Source organism: Thalassobacillus sp. B23F22_16, from assembly GCF_043496955.1.
Taxonomy (GTDB): Bacteria; Bacillota; Bacilli; order Bacillales; family Halobacillaceae; genus Thalassobacillus; species Thalassobacillus devorans_A.
Genome location: NZ_JBIEKD010000020.1, coordinates 15,874 through 34,702 on the forward strand (window position 1 = coordinate 15,874; position 18,829 = coordinate 34,702).

Consider the following 18,829-nt stretch of genomic DNA (forward strand, 5'->3'; position numbering starts at 1 on the left):
CAAGACCGCATGAGGGAGAATAACTCCTGCCATGCGGTCTTGTTTTATACTTTAGCCATTACATTTCGTACATAATTCTCTGTTTCTTTGAATGGAGGTATCCCGCCAAACTTATCTACATTTCCAGGACCCGCATTATAGGCGGCCAATGCTAAAGCATCATTTCCATCATAGCGATCCAGCATTTGCTTTAAATATTTTGTCCCTGCCATGACATTTTGTTCAGGGTCAAAAGCATTAGTGACGCCAAGTCCTTTTGCGGTAGCGGGCATCAGTTGCATCAGTCCCTGCGCCCCAGCCTGGCTGACTGCTTCCGAATTAAAGTTCGATTCATGTTGGATAACAGAGCGAATCAAGCTTTTTTTCACGCCAAATGTTTTGGATGCTTTATCAATCAGCTGTTGGATTGGATCGTTTCCTTTTTGCACAGGATCGCTGGATGAACGCAAAGAAAATGTGGCTGGGTTAGGTTGGGGCTGAAAAGCAGGCAGCGTATTCACAGGTTGGGAAGCGGGTGATCGCTGTTGCGTTTCTGTACCGATAGCAGCCTTTAACAGGCTTTGGAAAGCCATATCCATCAAGCTGTCCGCCATTGTGTTTTTTCCTCCATGGATGGCTGACATCGCCTGCACCTGTATCATTTGCTGCATATTTTTTATATCCATTTCTCCATCCACTCTTTTCCGCTGTTAGATACTACCATTTTACATTTATTTTCACCATTCAACAATATTCCCCAGGAAATAATTATTACTGACTTAAACTGAAAAAGAGCAGGAAACAATTTTTGTTTCCTGCTCTTTTCGATGTCAGGCTCTATTTTTTCCCGAAATAGAATAATCCGGTGAGAATTCCGATAACAGACATAATCGCGGAAACTATGAGCATAGGTATTGCTCCAAATTGGGCAACGATTGGAACGGACAATGCTGTAACGAGACCCCCGCCTAATAAAGGTTCATAGACAAGCTGCTTATACCCGAACGCTTCAAACGCAGGGGATTCATTATCCGGATCTGTAATCCTCATAAGCAAGAGGCCGGTTGCTGTAACACCCATCGATTGCCCAAAGTCACCGATCCCTCGTTCAAACCAGTAGTTCGGGATAATTCGTGGTGCTAAAATCAGGAAACCGACAATATTCCATGTCACCCCAGCCACCGCCAATACAAGGAAAGGAACAAAGTATTCACCAATAACGTCAATTGAGACAGAGGCTATGGCAGTTAGAATAAGTACATCCAGTGCAAAGCCTTGAATACGCGCGATCATTCTTCGGTCGAGCACTTCATGGTGATCCGTTTTATCAAAAATCAATTGCAACAGAATTCCGCCAATCATAGCGATTGGGAACAATGGTACATAAGTGAGTACTTCACTGCCTGTCCAAGCTCCCCAAGTTACACTTTCAAGCCAAATTAATCCTTGTAATAAAACATAACCGATTAAAACAGCCAAAGAAACAATGCCGAAATGGAACGATAATGGTTCGATTGATTCCGGTCGAAGCGTCATGCTCGCTGCCGGCTCACGGTTTTGGAATTCCATAATACCCTGCTTTTTCAAGCGCGAAAAATCTTTTACATCTTTAACCAGTTTGGTTTTCCCACTGCGAATTCCCCAGTTGATTAAGATGATACCAAAAATGACACCGGATAATATACCAACCGTCGCTAGTCCGATAGCGAGATCAAAGGCTTCCGGGAATCCAAGTTCTTCGAAAGTACCGGCCATACCAGCTGCTGTACCATGGCCGCCCTCGAAAGCTACTTCAATAAGAGCACCGGCCATTGGAGGTATATCGTAAAATGGCACCAGTATCAATAATACGACCAGCAGACCAATAACATACTGCCCCCAGCCGATAGCCCACCCAAAGGCCAGCTGCGGCCCGCCATAATTCCAGATTTTCTTTAATGTTGGTGTAGTAGCACCGAGGAATAACGCTGCGAATACAATATTGATCATTAATCCTGGCAGTGCTTCCCATACCTGGGTGATCCCTTCTGTCATTACCCCATTAGTCAAAAAATGGTTTTCAGAAACAAAGGAAGAGGCAATCTTTCCAAGGACCTGCGGGCCCAAAATCAATGCTAAAAACCCACCGATAATGGAAGAAGGTAAAAATAAATTCTGAAAAAGTGGGACCTTAATACGAATCAGCTTGCCCAATAATAGAAAGATGGATATATATATTAACGCAAAACCAATCTGGTCGGGGGACATAATAATTTCTCCTTTACTTTAAAAATCTTCTAGAAATATACCCATTCAACCAGACTGCCAAAACATCAAACACACAGAAAAAACTACCATTATTTATCAACAACAAAGGTTTTCTCATAATTTCACTTTCTTAAAGTATAAATTTAAAGTTTCCTTAATAGTTTTAGAGGTAATGAAGTATTATAATTGGAATTAAAACGACTTAGCTTGGAGTGTTGTATGGAATGGAAGCATTAATTATCTTTGTGGCCCAATTAGTCTTGGTGCCGATCGTTACAATCAGGACAATTCTTGTTGTAAAAGGGATTCGTAATGTAGCTGCCTTCATTGGCATTTTTGAAGGTTTTATTTATGTCATTTCCTTAGGACTGGTTTTCAGTGACCTCTCAAATATATGGAATATGGTCGCCTATGCATTCGGTTTCGGGCTCGGGCTCTTTTTAGGAAGCCTGCTGGAAGCAAAACTCCAAATCGGATATGTCACCTTCCAGGTCAACTTAATGCAGCGGAACGAGGACTTAGTAAAAACCCTCCGTTCCTCTGGCTTCGGCGTGACCACTTATGTAGGGGAAGGAATTGAAGATCACCGTTACAGACTGGATGTATTAGCAAAAAGGAACCGGGAAAGAGAGTTTATGGAGATCATTGACCATATGGATCCCAAAGCTTTCGTCGTCTCCTACGAACCACGCACATTCAAAGGCGGCTTCTTGACTAAACGTATGAAAAAAAGACAAGAACAAGCAGAATCAAACGCTTGATTACAGAACAATCCCCAAGTCGCGTTATCATGACTTGGGGATTTCTTTATTTGCCAGTAAAGATTTTTTTCAAAAAATGAGTGATGCTAGCTGCTTCCGATTTATTCCCTTCCTTTGTTTCTTCTTTTTCTGCTAAAAATATCTGTTCTTTGTCGATGGCATGATCATACGTTAACACCGCACCAATATCCGTTTCCGCCTCACGGTTGGAAATCGAGGTGGAATGAACGCCGTATTTATCAGCTAACAATCGATATTCCTTTAAAAATCGGTAGCTGATGTTTCCGTTTAAAAGCAGCTTTGCATCCGGATGTTTTTTTAACTCTGCCTCTAATTCAGCCAAGCCCTTTTTTCTCATTACTTGCCCCTTCGTAAGAGCAAATACAATTCTTTCCCGGAGCGAACCTAAAAAACGTTTTCTCTCTGCCGGCTTTGTCTCTTTCGCTCCATAGATTCCTTCTTGTAAATAATCGTCTACATCTTTTTTCATCGCTGACTCTCCTAATGAAAACTTTTCACAACATTATTTTCTCAGCAATCGGCCACTGTTTCAATTCTCCGGTACAATCACTTGGATATGGCTCGGTTTTACTTCCATTTCCACCGGCAGCTGATCACCCTGTTCTCCATCCACATTTGTAACAAGCGGATCCTGTGAAGAGACTTTTAATCGCTTAGCTGTGAAGTACTCTACGTCTTCCTCTTCTTTTAACTCTCCACGTAATATGGCCGTTGCAATCGAAGCAAGCCGGATCATGTTAACCTGTTTGATAACGTAGCAATGAAGCATGCCATCATCCACCTTAGCTTCCGGGGTCAACTTTTCAAAACCGCCAGTCGAACGGGTCAATGCCGCTAAAAACAGCAAGGAATCTCCTTCCCACTTTTTTTCATCGTACTCAATAGTAAGCGGATACGTACGGTTAGAGGTTAATTCCTTTAACCCTTCTAACACGTAGGCCAGAGGCCCCAGCTTCGTCTTTTGTTCCGGTGTTACGTCATAAGTGGCTTCCGCGATCGCTCCAACCGCTACAATATTAACAAAATAACGATCATTGAATTTCCCGATGTCTACGTCTTTCGTGTTGTCAGATGCCAAAAGGCTGATCGCTTCGTCGGGGTCAAGCGGAATGTTCAAGGCCCGAGCAAAGTCATTTACCGTTCCTAATGGAATAATACCGAGCTTCGGCCGATGGACTTGATCCACTAGCCCATTGATTGTTTCATGCAACGTTCCATCTCCACCTAAAGAAACTACCAGCTCATAGTCACTTGTACAGGCATCCTGACAAAAATTTGTCGCATCCAATTCTTTTTCTGTCTTTTTGACAGTAGAATCGTATCCTTTTCCTTTTAATATTGCTTCAATCTGTTCAATATATTCCAAGGCGTTTTCCTTCCCGGAAGAAGGATTAGCGATAATCATTGCTTTCACGGGTGTGTCTCACTCCTGCCCTTAAGCTTTTCAGCTTGGTATTTGTTGTTCTCCTATCCATAACCTGATACCACAAGACTTTGATCATCAAACAACAATAGGCGTTGGGTATGTACTTGCAGTGAATCGGTTATTGCTACAATTTATATTAAAACTTTGCTACGATGAAAAAGTGGGTAACATAGAACTAATGGAAACTGACTTTGAAATTCCCAATATGGAAGGGGTATGTTAAATGAGTACGAACAAACCAAGAATTGTTGTTCTTGGTGCTGGCTATGCTGGTATGATGACAACAAAGCAACTGACGAAAAAACTCAGCCCAGATGAAGCAGAAATCGTTCTCGTCAACAAGCATAACTATCACTACCAGACAACCTGGCTTCATGAAGTAGCCGCTGGTACCATCAACACCAATCAGGCACGTGTCATGATCAGCGATGTCATCGACCCAAATCGGGTACGTTTAGTCTATGATTCCGTCGTCAAAGTAAACAAGGATGAACAGAAAGTTAAATTAGAAAATAGTGAACTTACGTACGACTACCTTGTTATTGCACTTGGATTTGAAACCAACACATTCGGTATCAAAGGGATGAAAGAAAATGCCTTTTTCATCCAGGATATTGATAGTTCACGGCAAATATTTGAACATATCGAGTATCAATTCGCTAAATATAATAATGAAGAGAGCCCAAACGAGGACAGCCTCTCCATTCTTGTGGGTGGAGGCGGGTTTACCGGAATCGAATTTGCCGGCGAACTTGCTGAAAAGGTTCCGAAACTTTGCAGAAAATATGACATCGACCCGAACCTTCCAAAGATCATCAATGTAGAAGCCGCTCCTTCTATCCTGCCTGGCTTCGATGAAGAATTGGTCGCTTATGCGAAAAAATCGCTGGAAGACCGTGGTGTTGAATTCCGGGAAGGTGCTAAAATTGCAGAATGTAAAGAAGGCGCCTTTGTGGTTAATGAAGGGGAAGAGATCAAGGCTGGTACAATCGTCTGGACAGGCGGCGTCACCGGAAACTCCATTTTGAAAAAATCAGGGTTCGAACTGACGAAAGGGAAAGTAACCGTGGAAGATACCCTTCTCGCTCCAGGCGAAGACAACATTTTCATTCTCGGAGATTGTGCTTGGGTGATGGATAAAGAAGCAGGCCGTCCTTATCCTCCTACCGCCCAATCTGCCATGCAGCATGCCGGCACTTGTTCCAGCAATATTAAAGCCCTGCTCCGAAATGAGCCATTAGAGGAATTCGTCTTTGATAATAAAGGTACAGTCGCTTCCCTCGGTAAGTCAGATGCGATGGGAACTGTTTTTGAAGATAAAAAATTGTATGGAAAAACGGCCGCTTCCATGAAAAAAGTGATCGACAATCGCTGGCTTTTATTGCTTGGCGGTCCAAAGCTGATTCTTAAAAAAGGTAAATTCCGTCCTTTCTAAATGGAAACGATGAATAGGAGGTAGTTTCATGAATAAAGCATTCTATTTTTTCCTGGTTTTCTTAGTCACACTCATTGGGTATGCTGTTACCAGCCGTACATTGGAGGAAACGAGAGAATTCCGTTAATTATTGTCAATTACTCAAAAAGCCTCACGCAATTTGCGTGAGGCTTTTATTCATCCATGGTATTAGCTTTGTGTTGAATTATTAGCAGTTGAAGTCTGCGTGTTATCGGAGGTGGAGGAAGCCGTATCATCAGTGAATTCGCCTTTTGCTTCTTTTACCTTTTCCCCTGCTTCTTGCAGTTCTTCACCAGCTTCTTTAGTAGCTGCGACTGCCTCTTTGGCATCTTGCTGAACATCGGTTACTTTTGGCAGGATGTCCTCATTTGCTTTTTCATAGATGCTACGAAGGCTTGCAACCGCTTCTCTTAATACTGCGGAAGTATCCTGAATACGTTCCATCAGGTCATTTTTTTTGCCAGAAGGGTCTTCTTTTACATCACTTGCAAATTGTGAGATCGTATCTTTAGCCTGATTAGTATTATCCATTACTTTCTTGCGGGTAGTTGAGTCGATCATAGCAATAGCTCCTCCAGCTAATGCACCGATCGTGATTGCCATTAGTAACTTACTATTCTTCTGGTCTTCTTTGTTCGGTTGTACCTGAGATTGCGTTTGCTGTTCCATCTAATCACTCCTTAAATGTATAAATATAAAGCCCGGCTTCGCCATAACTATATGGAAAACCTTTGATTTTTTCAAGCTCCTATCTATCCATACACTACCTCTCTTGAAGACAAGTTAAACCGCAAATTTATTCCATTATTTCACTTTCCAAACATCGTGGTAGGAAGGGTTTTCTTCAAACTTTCTTCGTGCGAAACTGCAGACCGGGTCTATTTGCTTATCATTCTGCCGGGCATGATCGACCACCCGCTTTACTAACTGGGACCCTACTCCCTGGTTTTTGAGCTTATCCGATACGCCTGTATGTGTGATGGTATATGTATCGTTCCCCGACTCTTCATAAATGATTTCTGCATCTGGATTTGCTTCTTCCCCGATAAAAAATAGACCTTTCCCCTGTTTAATCTCTTCCATGACTTATCACACTCCTTTATCTATACATTCGACAGAAAACCAAAAAAACCTGTCCCGGCAACGGAGCCAGGACAGATTTTTCTATCATACTAGAACATAAATCAGAATAGCTGCGACTAAGATCGTTACGCTTGCCAGTTTCACCCACAAAGGTACCGGCTTGGTGTTATTTTCATTGATTCTCTTCTCTTCTTCCTCCACCATTTTCTGATAATCAGGACTACAGCAGCCCATCAGGCACTCTTCAGTTCTTCTTCTAATGGGATATTCTGCGTCAAACGCTTACGGGCAGAAAGGAAGAAGGCAGTAACTATAGCGACCGTAATGATACCAGCTATTACATAGGAAATTTCAAGCGGCAAACCGAACCCGATCGGTGCATTGACGATATAGGTGAAGGTAGCCATCGTAATGAATGTTGCCGGCACGGCAGCAATCCAGTAATTCCGTTTGGATAAGAACAAATACATGGCAGCGACCCATAAGGCAATCATAGCTGTCGATTGGTTTGCCCAGGAGAAGTATCTCCATAACAGGGTGAAGTCAATACGAGTCAGCACGAAGGAAATCGCAAACATTGGGACAGCAATCCACAAACGACTGACGACCTTTTTCTGAGATACATTCAAGTAATCAGCGATGATCATCCGGGCACTACGAAATGCTGTGTCGCCAGATGTAATCGGCAATACGATGACACCTAATACAGCCAATGTTCCACCGACGGCACCAAGCATAGCGATCGATACTTCACTGACAACCGCAGCAGGCCCGCCGGCAGCCAAAACTTCACTTAAACCAGTCGAACCGTTGAATAGGCTCATGGCAGCAGCCGCCCAAATCATAGCGATAACACCTTCCGCAATCATCATACCGTAAAAAATGCGGCGTCCCTGTTTCTCTTTCTGAGTTGTCCGGGAGATGATTGGCGTTTGTGTCGCATGGAATCCTGAAAGCGCCCCACAGGAAATCGTCAAGAATAACAGCGGGAAAATCGGCGCGCTTTCCGGATGCATGTTTTTCAATGTCAGCTCAGGAATAGGGGCTCCTGTGACAATTAGAGAAATCCCTACCCCAACAGCACTGATTACCAGTAATGCTCCGAAATATGGATAAAAGCGTCCAATGATTTTATCGATCGGCAGCAATGTTGCTAAGAGATAGTAAGCAAAGATAGCTGCGATAATAACCGGCAGTGCCAGCCAGCTGCTTGTCATATTATGCAGCAGGTCCGCAGGCGCAGAAACGAATACGGTTCCAACCAAAACTAAAAGCAGGATGGCAAAAGCATTGACGACATGCTTCATCGCTTTGCCAAGGAACTTGCCTGCCAGTTCCGGAAGGTGAGCCCCGCGGTTACGAATAGAAATCATACCTGTTAAGTAATCATGTACGGCACCTGCAAAAATAGCACCGAATACGATCCAAAGAAATGCTACAGGACCATATAATGCCCCCATAATCGGACCGAAAATCGGTCCTACACCAGCAATGTTCAAGAGCTGGATCAAAGAATTACGTTTTTCGCCCATCGGCAAATAGTCGACACCATCGCCGTGAGAATAAGCAGGTGTCATACGTTTTTCATTGACCCCGAATACTTTCTCGACATACTTGCCATATGTGAAATAACCAATGATTAGAAGTGCGATACTAGCTATGAAAGTAATCACGTCTATTTCCTCCCTCAGTCATGTTTGTAATCGTTTACATATAGAATACCAAGGGAATGTCGAAATGTGACGATTTTGTGTCTAAGATGTCGTATCTATCGGTTAACATGCATGTAAGCGGTGTCAACATGCACCAGTTTTACAGCTCCAGCAGCTCCCGCAACCCTTTTACATAGTTGCGGCTGACAGATAATTGCTCCTCCCTGCCCTGAAGCACTAATTGATAAGCCCCGTTGAACCATGGCACGAGACGCTCCACAAACTGTAGATTGACTAAGTAGCTCTTATGAATCCGGTAAAAAGAATACAGCTTCAACCGCTGTTCGATTTCTTTTAATGGAAGTTTTGTTTCATACACTTTTTCTTTTTCAACGATTTTGGTGGTACGATCATCCCGGTAAACATAGCATATCCTGGCAGGATCTAAATAAAAGATCTCATCCTCTCCTTCTACTGCCAGCTTTGATGGAGACTTAGAAGGAGCAGCCAAAGAAGGTTCCCTGCCTAAGGATTTCACCAGGCGTTTGACCGATTCAGCCACTTGCTCTTCCTCAAACGGTTTTAACAGGTAATCTAATGCTTCATAACGAAATGCCTCGACCGCAAAATCCGGATAAGCGGTAGCAAAAACGATGCGAGGCGGATGCTTCAATTCTTTTAGGGATGCAGCCACCTCCATCCCGTTCGTACGGGGCATCTCTACATCTAAAAATACGACATCCGGCTGGAGCTGGACAGCTTTCATTACAGCACTTTCCCCCGATTCCGCTTCTCCGGCCACTTCTACATTTTCCTGCTTTTTCAATAAATATTTCAGCTCTTCACGGCTGAAACGTTCATCATCTACCACTAATGCTGTGATTTTTTTGCTCATGATGTTTCTTCCTTTCCTGTCTCTGGAAGCCAAAATGAAATCCTGGTCCCACTTCCCGGTTCGCTCGAAATGTTCAATCGTGATGAATCTCCATACATTTGAATCAAGCGACGGTTCACATTATAAAGTCCGATTCCTGTACCTTTATCGGAATCAATTTTTTGCACTCCTAAAGTTCCAATCAGTGCAGGAGCGATTCCTTTGCCATTATCCTGGATGGTAATTTGTGTTCCTTTCCCTGACTTCGAGATGGTCATCATAATTTCACAATCATTATCCTTATCACTTAGTCCATGCTTCACACAATTTTCCACTAAAGGCTGTAGCGTCAATGGTGCAATTGAAACGGTTAAAGCATTTGGATCCACATTATAAGTTACATGGAGTTTATCGACGAACCTGGTTTCTTCTATTAATAAATAAGCTTTTACATGTTTTAATTCCTCTTCGAGGGTCGTCCAGCTTTTTGTCGTAGCTCCAAGGTTTTGGCGAAAAAATTTAGACAACGCAATCAATAAGGATCTGGCCCGATCAGGTTCTGAACGAATTAAGGATACGATCACGTTTAATGAGTTGAACAGAAAGTGAGGATTGATTTGTGCTTGGAGCGCCTTTACTTCAGCTTCCTTAGCCAGTTGACGTGCTTTTTCAGCATCGGCAATTTCCAGCTGTTGACTAAGTAAAGCGCTTAATCCCTGAACGAGTTCAAGCATAACGTTGGTCACTTGTTTTTCGGATTGCACATAAAATTTCAGCGTACCAACCACTTCCTTGCGTTTTTTCAACGGGGCAATCACTGCCGTTCGAAGCGGACAACCTTTAACATTACAATGGATCGCCTCCTGTTCAGCCACAATCATTTCTCCTCGTTCAATCACTTTCCTTGTCGCTTCTGTCTGGATACTGTGATAAGCCTGATGATGGTCATCCGCCAGACCAACATGAGCTAAAATCTTTTCCTTATTCGTGATGGCGATCGCGCTGACATCGACTTCCCTGTATATAATACGGCACACTTGCTCTGCGGAATGCTGATTCAATCCTTTTCTTAAATAGGAGATCGTGGATTCCGCCAACTGCAAAGCTTTTTGTGCCTGGACAGCTCCGGCGCGCTGCTCTTCATTCAAAACATTTCGGATGATCAGTAAAAATAGAGCAGACCCTACACCATTGGCCACAATCATTGGAACTCCGATTTCTTCTACAAGCGCAAAAGCTCTGGGTGCCGGTTTGGAAATAGCCAGGATGACACCCATCTGTACCGTCTCTGCAAGCGACCCTACGATCAAAGCAGTTTTTAATTTTAGCGGCTTTTTCTTTTTATGAAAAAAGCCACTTAATATTCCCGCTATGATAGCGGAAATGCCACAGGCAAGGGCAGTAAACCCACCGAGAGAATAGCGGTGGAGCCCGGCAATCAGCCCGGCACCTATTCCGATTTTATACCCGCCCAGCAACCCGGCTGTAATAATTCCGATCACGCGGGAGTTGGCAATCGCTTCTGTCTCCGCTAAATCCGTTGCCCACCTGCCGAATTCAGTAGATTCTGCATCAAAGGTGATGCCTGTATAGGTGCCGATTATACCGAATAATCCAAAAAACAAAATAGCGGCAGCTTGCTGACGAAGGGTGATCGCCTTTTTATCCATTAATTCACGGAAAAAACGGAAACGCGTTATGATGAAAGCGACGGTAACAATAATCCCTAACCGCTCCAGCATCGGTAATAAAAGTTCAAACATGCTGTCTGTTCCTCTCTGTTTTCAACTATCTGTTAGTGTAGCATGCCCAGGGGTTTCTCATGCAAAAGGAAAACTCCGAGCATAAAAAAACCGGCATATGAGCCGGCCTGAACGATTACCTATCCACCAAAAAAGAAATCTATAATATTTCCCGCAGCAGATGCTTTCTTATTATAAAACTCAGAGTAGCCACAGTTTTTGCAGTAAACAACTGTGAATTTATTGTGCTGAAGATCCATCATTTTCGATAACCCTGACCCTGTCATTGCTACATCTTTCGTAGCCGCGTCCGTACTTCCGCATTTGATACAGCCTTCACCTGTTTTCATTATGAATTCCTCCTCGAAAATCATACTGTTATGTCATACGATTCAGAGAAAGAAAAGTTTCATTCAATTAAAGGCCCGAAAAGTCGAAGACTTGATTTCGAGATGATTGTGAGAGTTTAGGGGCGTTGGGGAAGGATTCGCTTTCCGCGGGGAAGACGGTGAGACTCCAGTGGGATGAACATGAGCGGTGAGATCCCGCAAGGCGAAGCCTGAGGAAGCTCACCACATGCCCACGGAAAGCGATCCGTTTTCCCAGCCACCATAATTACTACCTAACGTCTCGAAACTGAGCCTTCAAGTAAAGAGAACTTTTCTGTAAAATCAACATGGTGATTTTACATAGCCATTAAAAAAGGAGGGGTTGCCCCCTCCTTTGCTAATTAAAATGGAAATTGCCGGTATTCATTTTGAACACTGATCCATTTTTCCGTGGTGAACTTATCGATTGCCCACTGACCATTGAAGCGGCCGACACCAGAGTCTTTCTCCCCGCCGAATGCCACATGAGCCTCGTCATTTACGGATTGATCATTGACGTGGATCATGCCTGTTTCAATCTGGTCAGCGATTTGCACGCCGCGATGGCGGTCCTCTGTAAATACCGATCCACTAAGACCATAAGGCGTACCATTGGCCATCCGGACTGCCTGTTCTTCATCCTTCACCTGAATGATTGGCATGACTGGCCCGAAAATTTCATTGCTTGCAATCGGCATATCATTCGTAACATCTGTTAAGACAATCGGATCCATCAGGTTACCTTCCACATCTCCATCGACCAATTTCCTGGCTCCTTGCTGGATACTTTCTTCCATATCCTTTTGGATGCGTTCTACCTGGTCCCTGTTGATTAATGGGCCGATAACAGTATCCTCCTCAAAAGGATCACCAGCCTTCAAGCTTTCTACTTTCTCCTTGAATGCTTTGACGAATTTATCATGGACTTGTTCATGGACGATGACGCGGTTGATCGCCATACAGATTTGTCCTTGATGCAAGTACTTGCCGAATGCCGCTGCTTCTACAGCTTTATCGATATCCGCATCTTCCAGTACAATCATGACGTTGTTACCGCCAAGTTCGAGCGTCGTTTCTTTTATATGCTTTCCTGCCAGTTCGCCGATATGGCTTCCTACCTCGGTAGACCCGGTAAACGAGAACACTTTTGGAATCGGATGCGTCAAGAAATCATCGCCGATTTCAGATCCTCGGCCTACAACCACATTTAGTACGCCAGCCGGAAATCCTGCTTCTTCAAATAAATCAGCGATCAGAAGACCAGCTGTCACAGGTGCATCCGATGCCGGCTTGACCACCACAGAATTACCGGTAGCTATCGCAGGAGCTATCGAGCGCAGGGCCAAATGGAATGGGAAGTTCCATGGTCCGATGACTCCGACCACTCCTTTCGGTTTACGGTAGACACGGTTTTCCTTGCCAGGTGTATTGGAAGGTAAGATGGTCCCTGTCATCCGTGTCGGGAAGGACACAGACTCCTTCACGATTCCTCTGGCTGCCTGAAATTCAATTTCAGACTTGATTCTCGTACTGCCTGATTCCTTGATCAGCCAGTCGATAATTTCTTCTTTTCGGTTGTCCATCACCTGGACGAGTTTTTCAAAATAAGCTTGCTTTTCTGCGGGGAGCAGTTTCTCCCATTCTTTTTGTGCCTGCTTTGCACCTTTATAGGCTTTATCTAAATCCGCTGCATTGGCAGAAGGAATGACACCGATCACTTCTTCTGTATAAGGGTTTATATTTTCTACCTTTTTCTCACTTGAGCCTTCAATCCATTCTCCGTTGATATATTGCTTTGTAAAGTTTTCTTGGCTCATGATTGGATACCTCCAGTATTTTATAATACATTCCTATTTTCCACCTTGAAACAGTTTTCAAACAAATGGAATGCTCAAAGAAGATATCTGCAGGGTCAATCAAGCTTCAAAAGCATGTCAACATGAGGAATACCATCATCCATATAGACCTCGGATATTTCTTCAAAACCAAAGGAGCCGTAGAAATGACGAAGATGCTCTTGTCCCTGCAGAAATATTTCTGTTGCGTTTCCTTGTGTCTGGATTACCTCAATTGCTTTATCCATCAGCTGGCGAGCATATCCTTGACTGCGGTATGACGGGTTAACAACCACCCGGCCAATGGAGATATACGGATATTTATCACCAGCGGGAACAAGACGGCAATAAGCAACGATATCGTTATTACTTTCCAGCCATAGATGTGTGGAAGATTCATCATGGCCATCTAATTCCGGATAAGCACATTCCTGCTCTACTACAAAAACCTCTACTCGCAATTGAAGGATCTGGTATAACTTCTGATTAGATAATTGTTGAAACGATTGCTGATTCCACTCCATAGTGCTCACTCCTAACGTATTACTGAATAATAAGAATGCGATTATCAGAAACTAGAAAACAATGCCATTTATTAGTTTCAGCGTTTTATTGGAAGGGAATTTCTTTATTGTTAAATTTTTATAATGCCAAAGGGAGGGTAAACCTTTGTTTAGTAAGCTATTACCATTAGATTTACAGAAGTACTTACAAATGTCCCCGCAGCAGCGGCGGCATGAATTGCAGAAAACATTATGGTTCATGCCAATTATTTACGTTGTTTCTTCACTCCTGCTCGTAGCAGTGACGCTCATATTGGATCATCAATTAAATCTGGCACACTACGTCCACCCCGTTTTCCATGCCAGAGCACAGGCAACCCAAACCCTGTTGGGAGCTCTTATCGGGGGTATTCTTACTTTAAGTGCCTTCACGTTGAACTCTGTGCTGGTTGTGCTAACCACTTTCAGCGGCCAGTTTTCTCCCCGTATGCTGTTGAACTTTGTCGCTGATAAAAAGACACAGCATGTACTGGGTATATTCCACGGCAGCTTTGTCTACGTGCTCGTTGTATTCCTGTTCGTCACCGGCCAGCAAAATGAATTTTATGTAGCTATTCCAAGCACCACTGTAGTGCTTGCATTTATCACTGTCATGGTCTTCATATTCTTTATCAACCATGCCACCACCTGGATGCAGGTGCATAATATTACCTGGACAATGAATAATGAATCAAAAGAAATCATTAAAGACTCTCTCCGTAATGAACTAGAGGAATACCGGACAAATGAACCCGGGAATATATATGAAGATTATAGAAGTCAGGAAGTCATTGTGACGTCTCCTAAACCGGGGTATATCCAGCTGATTCATTTCAAAGAAATTATCGAACAGGCGAAAAGAGATAACATTATTGTGAAATTACATGTGAAAGTCGGTGATTTTACTATCCGGCATAATCGCCTTTTTTCTTATTGGGGACCAGGCAAAGACAAAATCGATGAAGAAGTGTACAGAAGTTTAATCGAAATCGGTCATAAAGAAACAGAAATTCAGGATATCAAGATGGGTATGACCAAACTTGCTGAAGTTGGTGTGAAAGGCCTCGGGAATAATGACCCCAAAACAGCCATCAACACGATTCATCAAATGGCAGACCTGCTAGTATCGGTAGAAGGCTACATCACTTTTTCTCCTTATTTGGCGGATGAAGTTAAACAAGTAAGGATCATCATGGATTCGGAAGATTTCAATTATTATCTTTACCGCGGGTTTGGTTATATTCGGCATTATGCCGATAAAAACTATCCGATCATAACTGAAATCATTGTAGCGTTGACTTTGGTTTCGCAATCGATAGACGCCTCTAAGCATGACCAGTTATGGCATTTCGCCAGTAACACGGTTGACCATATCAGTTCCCAATTCATTTATGATATGGACCGGAAATATTTATTGGATAAATTATATGATCTTGCTTTGATGACTAACCACGAGATGGATTATTATGGCGTGGAGCGCCGGCTGCTAAATATAAATCCAACAGACTCTTAACACCCAATAACTTTTTTACAGGCAACGATAAACTGATCAGGGGGAGTGGCTATTCTATAAGTAAACACTCCCTGATTGGTGTGTAAATATAACAACCCCACCTCTTCCCTTACAGGACGGTAAGAGATATCAAATACATTTTCCAAAGCAAATCGGTAATCCCGGGATTTGATTTCTGTATCGGTCAAAATCAGCTGGTGATGTGTATCTACATAACGCTGTCCATCGAGATCAACTTTCCGCACGGTATCAATATAGGGCTGCACAGCTATCAATGGTCCACCTCCAAAAATATTCACAGTTTTGTATATTGTAGCGCATTTTTCGATTATTATCAGGCTTACTGTTTTTCAACTTAAAAAACAGTGATAACCTGGTTGACATTCTTCATCATGTTACATAGCATAATATATATGAACATATAATCATATAAACACATAAGGAAAGAAATGAGGGAGAAAAATGTCCCATCACCATCATCATCACGACCACACAACAGGAAATATTAAAATTGCTTTCTTTTTAAATTTCACTTTTACTATCATTGAAATCATTGGCGGAATTTTGACAAATAGTATGGCTATTTTATCTGATGCTTTACATGATTTAGGAGATTCATTATCCCTGGGTCTTGCCTGGTTTTTGCAGAAATACTCCAAGAAAGGAAAAACAAAAGACTTTTCTTTCGGGTATAAACGCTTTTCCCTGCTGGCTGCATTGATCAATAGTATCGTGTTGATCGTCGGGTCGGTCTTCATTTTAACGGAAGCGGTGCCTCGGTTGTTGAATCCGGAACAGCCCGATGCCGGCGGGATGATCATCCTGGCTATATTAGGGATCATCGTCAATGGCGCTGCAGTTTTTCGTCTTCGGGGCGGAGAATCGATGAATTCCAAAGTAATGACCTGGCACTTGCTTGAAGATGTATTAGGCTGGGCAGCTGTTTTAGCCGTCAGTATCGTCATGTACTTTTTTGATGCGCCGATTCTTGATCCTATTGCCTCCATTGGTATCACTGTGTTCATACTTTATAACGTAGTCAAAAACTTGTTCAAAACCATGAAACTATTTTTAGAAGGGGTCCCAGAAAATATTGATTATGAGGATATCATAAATAGAATGAACCGGTTGCCGAACGTCCAGTCGACTCACCACACCCATTTGTGGTCTCTGGATGGGGAACATCACGCGTTCTCGACCCATATTGTAGTATCTGAACATGCTACCAAGGATCAAGTTTGCACCATAAAAGAACAAGTAAAGGAAATACTAGAACCTATCCACCTTGATCATATTACGGTAGAAATTGAATATGAAGATGAGCATTGCTCCGTAATGGGGCATGACGAAGAGGAAGGGGGACTGCAGCATGGATGATTCCCGTTATACGGACCTTGATGAAGAAACATTATTTCTTGTTTCGCAAACATTCAAGGCGCTTGCCGATCCTACCAGAATCAGAATTTTAAACTTATTATTCAACCGGGAATACAGTGTCAATGAAATAGCGGAACAGCTTCACTTGCGTCAATCGACAGTTTCCCATCAGCTGCGTTTCTTGAAAAACCTGCGGCTTGTGAAATTCAGACGTGAAGGAACTTCCATTTATTATTCCCATGATGATGAGCATGTATTGAATGTGCTCCACGAAACCATCCAGCACGCCTTGCACCATTAGAAAAACTTGGCCAAGTGAAAACCGCGCCCGGGCAATATGCCTCGGCGCGGTTTTGTTTTACAGCTCTAACGTTTGAGGAGTAGTATCTCCTTTATTCATCAGTCTGATCTGCTCTGGAGTGATTTTAAGAATGATATAATTCGGGTCATCCGGCCCTTGGAACCATTTTTCCATATATTCGTTCCAATGCTGTTTTTTCAGACTTTCATCCTCTTTGATTTCTGCCTTCCCTTCTATTTCAAGGTAGGCATCACCAAAGCCTTCTCCTTCATAACCAATCAGTATATGGACGTAAGGATTCTCGTCGATTTCTTCTGCCTTGTGCGTATCCTTACTTGTTGGTGTATACAATATCAGCTCTTCATTAAAAAAAGTCATATAGCGGGAGTGCGGCCGATTATTTTTGACCGAGGCAAGGGTACCGACTTTATTATTCTCAAGTACCTGCAATACTTTATCTTTCAGTTCTTGGTTATTCATCTGTGAAATAACACCTTCCTTTTTTTACATAGCTTTCCTTAAGGAAAAGAAAGTTAAACACAGAAATATTTTTCCAGCATGAATACCCACATGAAAGTAAGCGCCTGCTGTAGATCTTCCGAGAGATTTTTCAGCTGTATATCTGTGACTCCACGCTTATAGACGCCGTGGCCGTCCAGTACCTTTAACCCCATTTCCTGGGCCATCGCCTCGAATTCCCACGGCATCATCGTGTTACATATGACATCTTCCCCGTATAAACGGCGATAACTATTTTTACGAGGGGCAGCGGTAGGTCCTAGTACCCCGATACACATTTTCCCACCAGGCCGCAAGATACGCTTCATTTCTTTCAGGGCATCTGCCGGGACCTCTGTCCATTCCAGACAATTGATGGCCATGATGGCATCATAGCTTTCATCTTCCACATCCAGTCCAGCCAGATCCCCCCGTCTGAACGTTAATTCCTCGCCCTCCAGCTGGCGTTTCGCACGCTCAATCATTTCCGCCGAGATATCAATGCCAGTCACCTTGTAGCCTGCTTCATGCAATTTGCAGGACCCATAGCCATCCCCACAGCCGATGTCCGCAATGGAGGATTCGGGTTTGATATGCTTCTGTAGAAAAGGAATGATTGTCTTACGGCTTCCTTCATCCCACATCGTTTTACTGTTTTCATTCCAAAAGTCTGCCCGGCCATCCCACTGCCGCTCGACTTCTTTATGCCATTCAAAATTATTATTTTTCATCACAATTATCCTCCTGTCTGCACGCCTCTTCCTAGTCTTCGACTGTCTATCGAAAATTCCTTTTTTAGAAAAGTTGTTGCAACATTCTTTTTCCTTCGTTATCATTGAAACACAAGATAAGCCAACAAAACTACAACAAAACACAATATATTGTATTAGCGAATAGCGGATGCCACAAGGCTTAATAGGGAATCTGGTGCAAATCCAGAACTGCCCCCGCAACTGTAAGTGCTGACGAAACGGATTTCCACTGTGCATGATGAGCATGGGAAGGACCGGAATAGAACGAAGCACAAGTCAGGAGACCTGTCACTATTCGCAGGAAGTTTCTACTTCTTCGGGGATTGAGAAGATGAAACGATGGAATAAGACAGCCTTCTTCTCTGTACGGCCTCATTATTCCATGGTTTCATCCGCTCAAAT

Annotated in this window: 21 protein-coding genes and 1 riboswitch; of the genes, 5 read left to right on the forward strand and 16 right to left on the reverse strand. The window is 43.1% G+C overall.

Features of this window, described 5'->3' with window-relative positions; all coding sequences use genetic code 11:
* Positions 1–44: 44 nt before the first annotated feature.
* On the reverse strand, positions 45–665 hold the full coding sequence (locus ACGTNI_RS14775) for a lytic transglycosylase domain-containing protein (RefSeq protein ID WP_394463571.1): 621 nt from the start codon (positions 663–665) through the stop codon (positions 45–47).
* 151 nt (positions 666–816) lie between these two features.
* Positions 817–2,226 (reverse strand): sodium/glutamate symporter, encoded by a 1,410-nt coding sequence (locus ACGTNI_RS14780; RefSeq protein ID WP_394463572.1) that lies wholly within the window; start codon positions 2,224–2,226, stop codon positions 817–819.
* Between the two features lie 224 nt (positions 2,227–2,450).
* Between ACGTNI_RS14780 and ACGTNI_RS14785 the strand changes: the two genes are divergently transcribed.
* Entirely contained in the window at positions 2,451–2,987 is a 537-nt protein-coding gene (locus ACGTNI_RS14785) for a DUF2179 domain-containing protein (protein WP_062438926.1), read from the forward strand.
* 46 nt (positions 2,988–3,033) lie between these two features.
* Here ACGTNI_RS14785 and ACGTNI_RS14790 read toward each other — a convergent pair whose 3' ends face one another.
* Together ACGTNI_RS14790 and ACGTNI_RS14795 are read right to left on the reverse strand one after the other, a co-directional pair.
* Complete coding sequence (locus ACGTNI_RS14790) at positions 3,034–3,477, reverse strand: YueI family protein (RefSeq protein ID WP_394463573.1); 444 nt, start codon at positions 3,475–3,477, stop codon at positions 3,034–3,036.
* 60 nt (positions 3,478–3,537) lie between these two features.
* Positions 3,538–4,413, reverse strand: coding sequence for a diacylglycerol/lipid kinase family protein (locus tag ACGTNI_RS14795; protein WP_394463604.1), 876 nt, complete (start codon positions 4,411–4,413; stop codon positions 3,538–3,540).
* 244 nt (positions 4,414–4,657) lie between these two features.
* Between ACGTNI_RS14795 and ACGTNI_RS14800 the strand changes: the two genes are divergently transcribed.
* Positions 4,658–5,869: an NAD(P)/FAD-dependent oxidoreductase gene (locus tag ACGTNI_RS14800; protein WP_394463574.1), complete on the forward strand. Its 1,212-nt coding sequence runs from the start codon at positions 4,658–4,660 to the stop codon at positions 5,867–5,869.
* A 189-nt stretch (positions 5,870–6,058) separates the two neighbouring features.
* Here the strand turns inward: ACGTNI_RS14800 and ACGTNI_RS14805 are convergent, their stop codons facing one another.
* From ACGTNI_RS14805 to ACGTNI_RS14845, 9 genes are all read right to left on the reverse strand, one after another.
* Entirely contained in the window at positions 6,059–6,559 is a 501-nt protein-coding gene (locus tag ACGTNI_RS14805; RefSeq protein ID WP_085505037.1) for a hypothetical protein, read from the reverse strand.
* Between the two features lie 135 nt (positions 6,560–6,694).
* On the reverse strand, positions 6,695–6,973 hold the full coding sequence (locus ACGTNI_RS14810; protein ID WP_394463575.1) for a GNAT family N-acetyltransferase: 279 nt from the start codon (positions 6,971–6,973) through the stop codon (positions 6,695–6,697).
* An 84-nt stretch (positions 6,974–7,057) separates the two neighbouring features.
* Entirely contained in the window at positions 7,058–7,207 is a 150-nt protein-coding gene (locus ACGTNI_RS14815; protein WP_394463576.1) for a hypothetical protein, read from the reverse strand.
* Entirely contained in the window at positions 7,207–8,646 is a 1,440-nt protein-coding gene (locus ACGTNI_RS14820) for a carbon starvation CstA family protein (RefSeq protein WP_085505035.1), read from the reverse strand. Before ACGTNI_RS14820 ends, ACGTNI_RS14815 begins: the two co-directional genes overlap by 1 nt.
* Positions 8,647–8,785: 139 nt before the next feature.
* A complete protein-coding gene (locus ACGTNI_RS14825) occupies positions 8,786–9,520 on the reverse strand; it encodes a LytR/AlgR family response regulator transcription factor (RefSeq protein ID WP_394463577.1) in 735 nt (244 codons plus the stop codon).
* A complete protein-coding gene (locus ACGTNI_RS14830; protein ID WP_085505033.1) occupies positions 9,517–11,262 on the reverse strand; it encodes a sensor histidine kinase in 1,746 nt (581 codons plus the stop codon). Before ACGTNI_RS14830 ends, ACGTNI_RS14825 begins: the two co-directional genes overlap by 4 nt.
* A gap of 119 nt (positions 11,263–11,381) precedes the next feature.
* On the reverse strand, positions 11,382–11,591 hold the full coding sequence (locus tag ACGTNI_RS14835; RefSeq protein WP_085505032.1) for a zinc ribbon domain-containing protein: 210 nt from the start codon (positions 11,589–11,591) through the stop codon (positions 11,382–11,384).
* A 380-nt stretch (positions 11,592–11,971) separates the two neighbouring features.
* Entirely contained in the window at positions 11,972–13,426 is a 1,455-nt protein-coding gene (locus ACGTNI_RS14840) for an aldehyde dehydrogenase family protein (RefSeq protein ID WP_394463578.1), read from the reverse strand.
* A 95-nt stretch (positions 13,427–13,521) separates the two neighbouring features.
* Positions 13,522–13,968: a GNAT family N-acetyltransferase gene (locus ACGTNI_RS14845; protein ID WP_394463579.1), complete on the reverse strand. Its 447-nt coding sequence runs from the start codon at positions 13,966–13,968 to the stop codon at positions 13,522–13,524.
* A 145-nt stretch (positions 13,969–14,113) separates the two neighbouring features.
* Between ACGTNI_RS14845 and ACGTNI_RS14850 the strand changes: the two genes are divergently transcribed.
* Positions 14,114–15,499, forward strand: coding sequence for a DUF2254 domain-containing protein (locus tag ACGTNI_RS14850; RefSeq protein ID WP_394463580.1), 1,386 nt, complete (start codon positions 14,114–14,116; stop codon positions 15,497–15,499).
* Here the strand turns inward: ACGTNI_RS14850 and ACGTNI_RS14855 are convergent.
* Positions 15,496–15,765 carry a hypothetical protein gene (locus ACGTNI_RS14855; protein ID WP_254901669.1) on the reverse strand — a complete coding sequence of 90 codons (270 nt, stop codon included), beginning with the start codon at positions 15,763–15,765 and terminating at the stop codon, positions 15,496–15,498. The two genes, ACGTNI_RS14850 and ACGTNI_RS14855, sit on opposite strands and share 4 nt — an antisense overlap.
* A gap of 196 nt (positions 15,766–15,961) precedes the next feature.
* Here ACGTNI_RS14855 and ACGTNI_RS14860 point away from each other — a divergent pair, with 196 nt between their 5' ends.
* Both ACGTNI_RS14860 and ACGTNI_RS14865 read left to right on the forward strand, forming a co-directional pair.
* Positions 15,962–16,876 (forward strand): cation diffusion facilitator family transporter, encoded by a 915-nt coding sequence (locus ACGTNI_RS14860; RefSeq protein ID WP_394463581.1) that lies wholly within the window; start codon positions 15,962–15,964, stop codon positions 16,874–16,876.
* The gene (locus ACGTNI_RS14865; protein WP_139823694.1) at positions 16,869–17,177 is read left to right on the forward strand and encodes an ArsR/SmtB family transcription factor; all 309 of its coding nucleotides are present in this window, start codon (positions 16,869–16,871) and stop codon (positions 17,175–17,177) included. The genes ACGTNI_RS14860 and ACGTNI_RS14865 overlap by 8 nt, the downstream gene beginning before the upstream one ends.
* Positions 17,178–17,234: 57 nt before the next feature.
* On the opposite strand, the gene ACGTNI_RS14870 is transcribed toward ACGTNI_RS14865, so the two are convergent.
* Together ACGTNI_RS14870 and ACGTNI_RS14875 are read right to left on the reverse strand one after the other, a co-directional pair.
* Positions 17,235–17,657, reverse strand: coding sequence for a pyridoxamine 5'-phosphate oxidase family protein (locus ACGTNI_RS14870; RefSeq protein ID WP_394463582.1), 423 nt, complete (start codon positions 17,655–17,657; stop codon positions 17,235–17,237).
* Between the two features lie 53 nt (positions 17,658–17,710).
* Positions 17,711–18,406 (reverse strand): class I SAM-dependent methyltransferase, encoded by a 696-nt coding sequence (locus ACGTNI_RS14875; protein WP_394463583.1) that lies wholly within the window; start codon positions 18,404–18,406, stop codon positions 17,711–17,713.
* A 149-nt stretch (positions 18,407–18,555) separates the two neighbouring features.
* A riboswitch (cobalamin riboswitch) is annotated at positions 18,556–18,734 on the forward strand.
* The last annotated feature ends 95 nt before the right edge of the window (positions 18,735–18,829 follow it).

Bases quoted from the DNA above. Each gene is read 5' to 3' on its own strand.
- ACGTNI_RS14775 (WP_394463571.1), bottom strand. From the start codon at position 665: ATGGATATAAAAAATATGCAGCAAATGATACAGGTGCAGGCGATGTCA.
- ACGTNI_RS14780 (WP_394463572.1), bottom strand. From the start codon at position 2,226: ATGTCCCCCGACCAGATTGGTTTTGCGTTAATATATATATCCATCTTT.
- ACGTNI_RS14785 (WP_062438926.1), top strand. From the start codon at position 2,451: ATGGAAGCATTAATTATCTTTGTGGCCCAATTAGTCTTGGTGCCGATC.
- ACGTNI_RS14790 (WP_394463573.1), bottom strand. From the start codon at position 3,477: ATGAAAAAAGATGTAGACGATTATTTACAAGAAGGAATCTATGGAGCG.
- ACGTNI_RS14795 (WP_394463604.1), bottom strand. From the start codon at position 4,413: ATGATTATCGCTAATCCTTCTTCCGGGAAGGAAAACGCCTTGGAATAT.
- ACGTNI_RS14800 (WP_394463574.1), top strand. From the start codon at position 4,658: ATGAGTACGAACAAACCAAGAATTGTTGTTCTTGGTGCTGGCTATGCT.
- ACGTNI_RS14805 (WP_085505037.1), bottom strand. From the start codon at position 6,559: ATGGAACAGCAAACGCAATCTCAGGTACAACCGAACAAAGAAGACCAG.
- ACGTNI_RS14810 (WP_394463575.1), bottom strand. From the start codon at position 6,973: ATGGAAGAGATTAAACAGGGGAAAGGTCTATTTTTTATCGGGGAAGAA.
- ACGTNI_RS14815 (WP_394463576.1), bottom strand. From the start codon at position 7,207: ATGGGCTGCTGTAGTCCTGATTATCAGAAAATGGTGGAGGAAGAAGAG.
- ACGTNI_RS14825 (WP_394463577.1), bottom strand. From the start codon at position 9,520: ATGAGCAAAAAAATCACAGCATTAGTGGTAGATGATGAACGTTTCAGC.
- ACGTNI_RS14830 (WP_085505033.1), bottom strand. From the start codon at position 11,262: ATGTTTGAACTTTTATTACCGATGCTGGAGCGGTTAGGGATTATTGTT.
- ACGTNI_RS14835 (WP_085505032.1), bottom strand. From the start codon at position 11,591: ATGAAAACAGGTGAAGGCTGTATCAAATGCGGAAGTACGGACGCGGCT.
- ACGTNI_RS14840 (WP_394463578.1), bottom strand. From the start codon at position 13,426: ATGAGCCAAGAAAACTTTACAAAGCAATATATCAACGGAGAATGGATT.
- ACGTNI_RS14845 (WP_394463579.1), bottom strand. From the start codon at position 13,968: ATGGAGTGGAATCAGCAATCGTTTCAACAATTATCTAATCAGAAGTTA.
- ACGTNI_RS14860 (WP_394463581.1), top strand. From the start codon at position 15,962: ATGTCCCATCACCATCATCATCACGACCACACAACAGGAAATATTAAA.
- ACGTNI_RS14865 (WP_139823694.1), top strand. From the start codon at position 16,869: ATGGATGATTCCCGTTATACGGACCTTGATGAAGAAACATTATTTCTT.
- ACGTNI_RS14870 (WP_394463582.1), bottom strand. From the start codon at position 17,657: ATGAATAACCAAGAACTGAAAGATAAAGTATTGCAGGTACTTGAGAAT.
- ACGTNI_RS14875 (WP_394463583.1), bottom strand. From the start codon at position 18,406: ATGAAAAATAATAATTTTGAATGGCATAAAGAAGTCGAGCGGCAGTGG.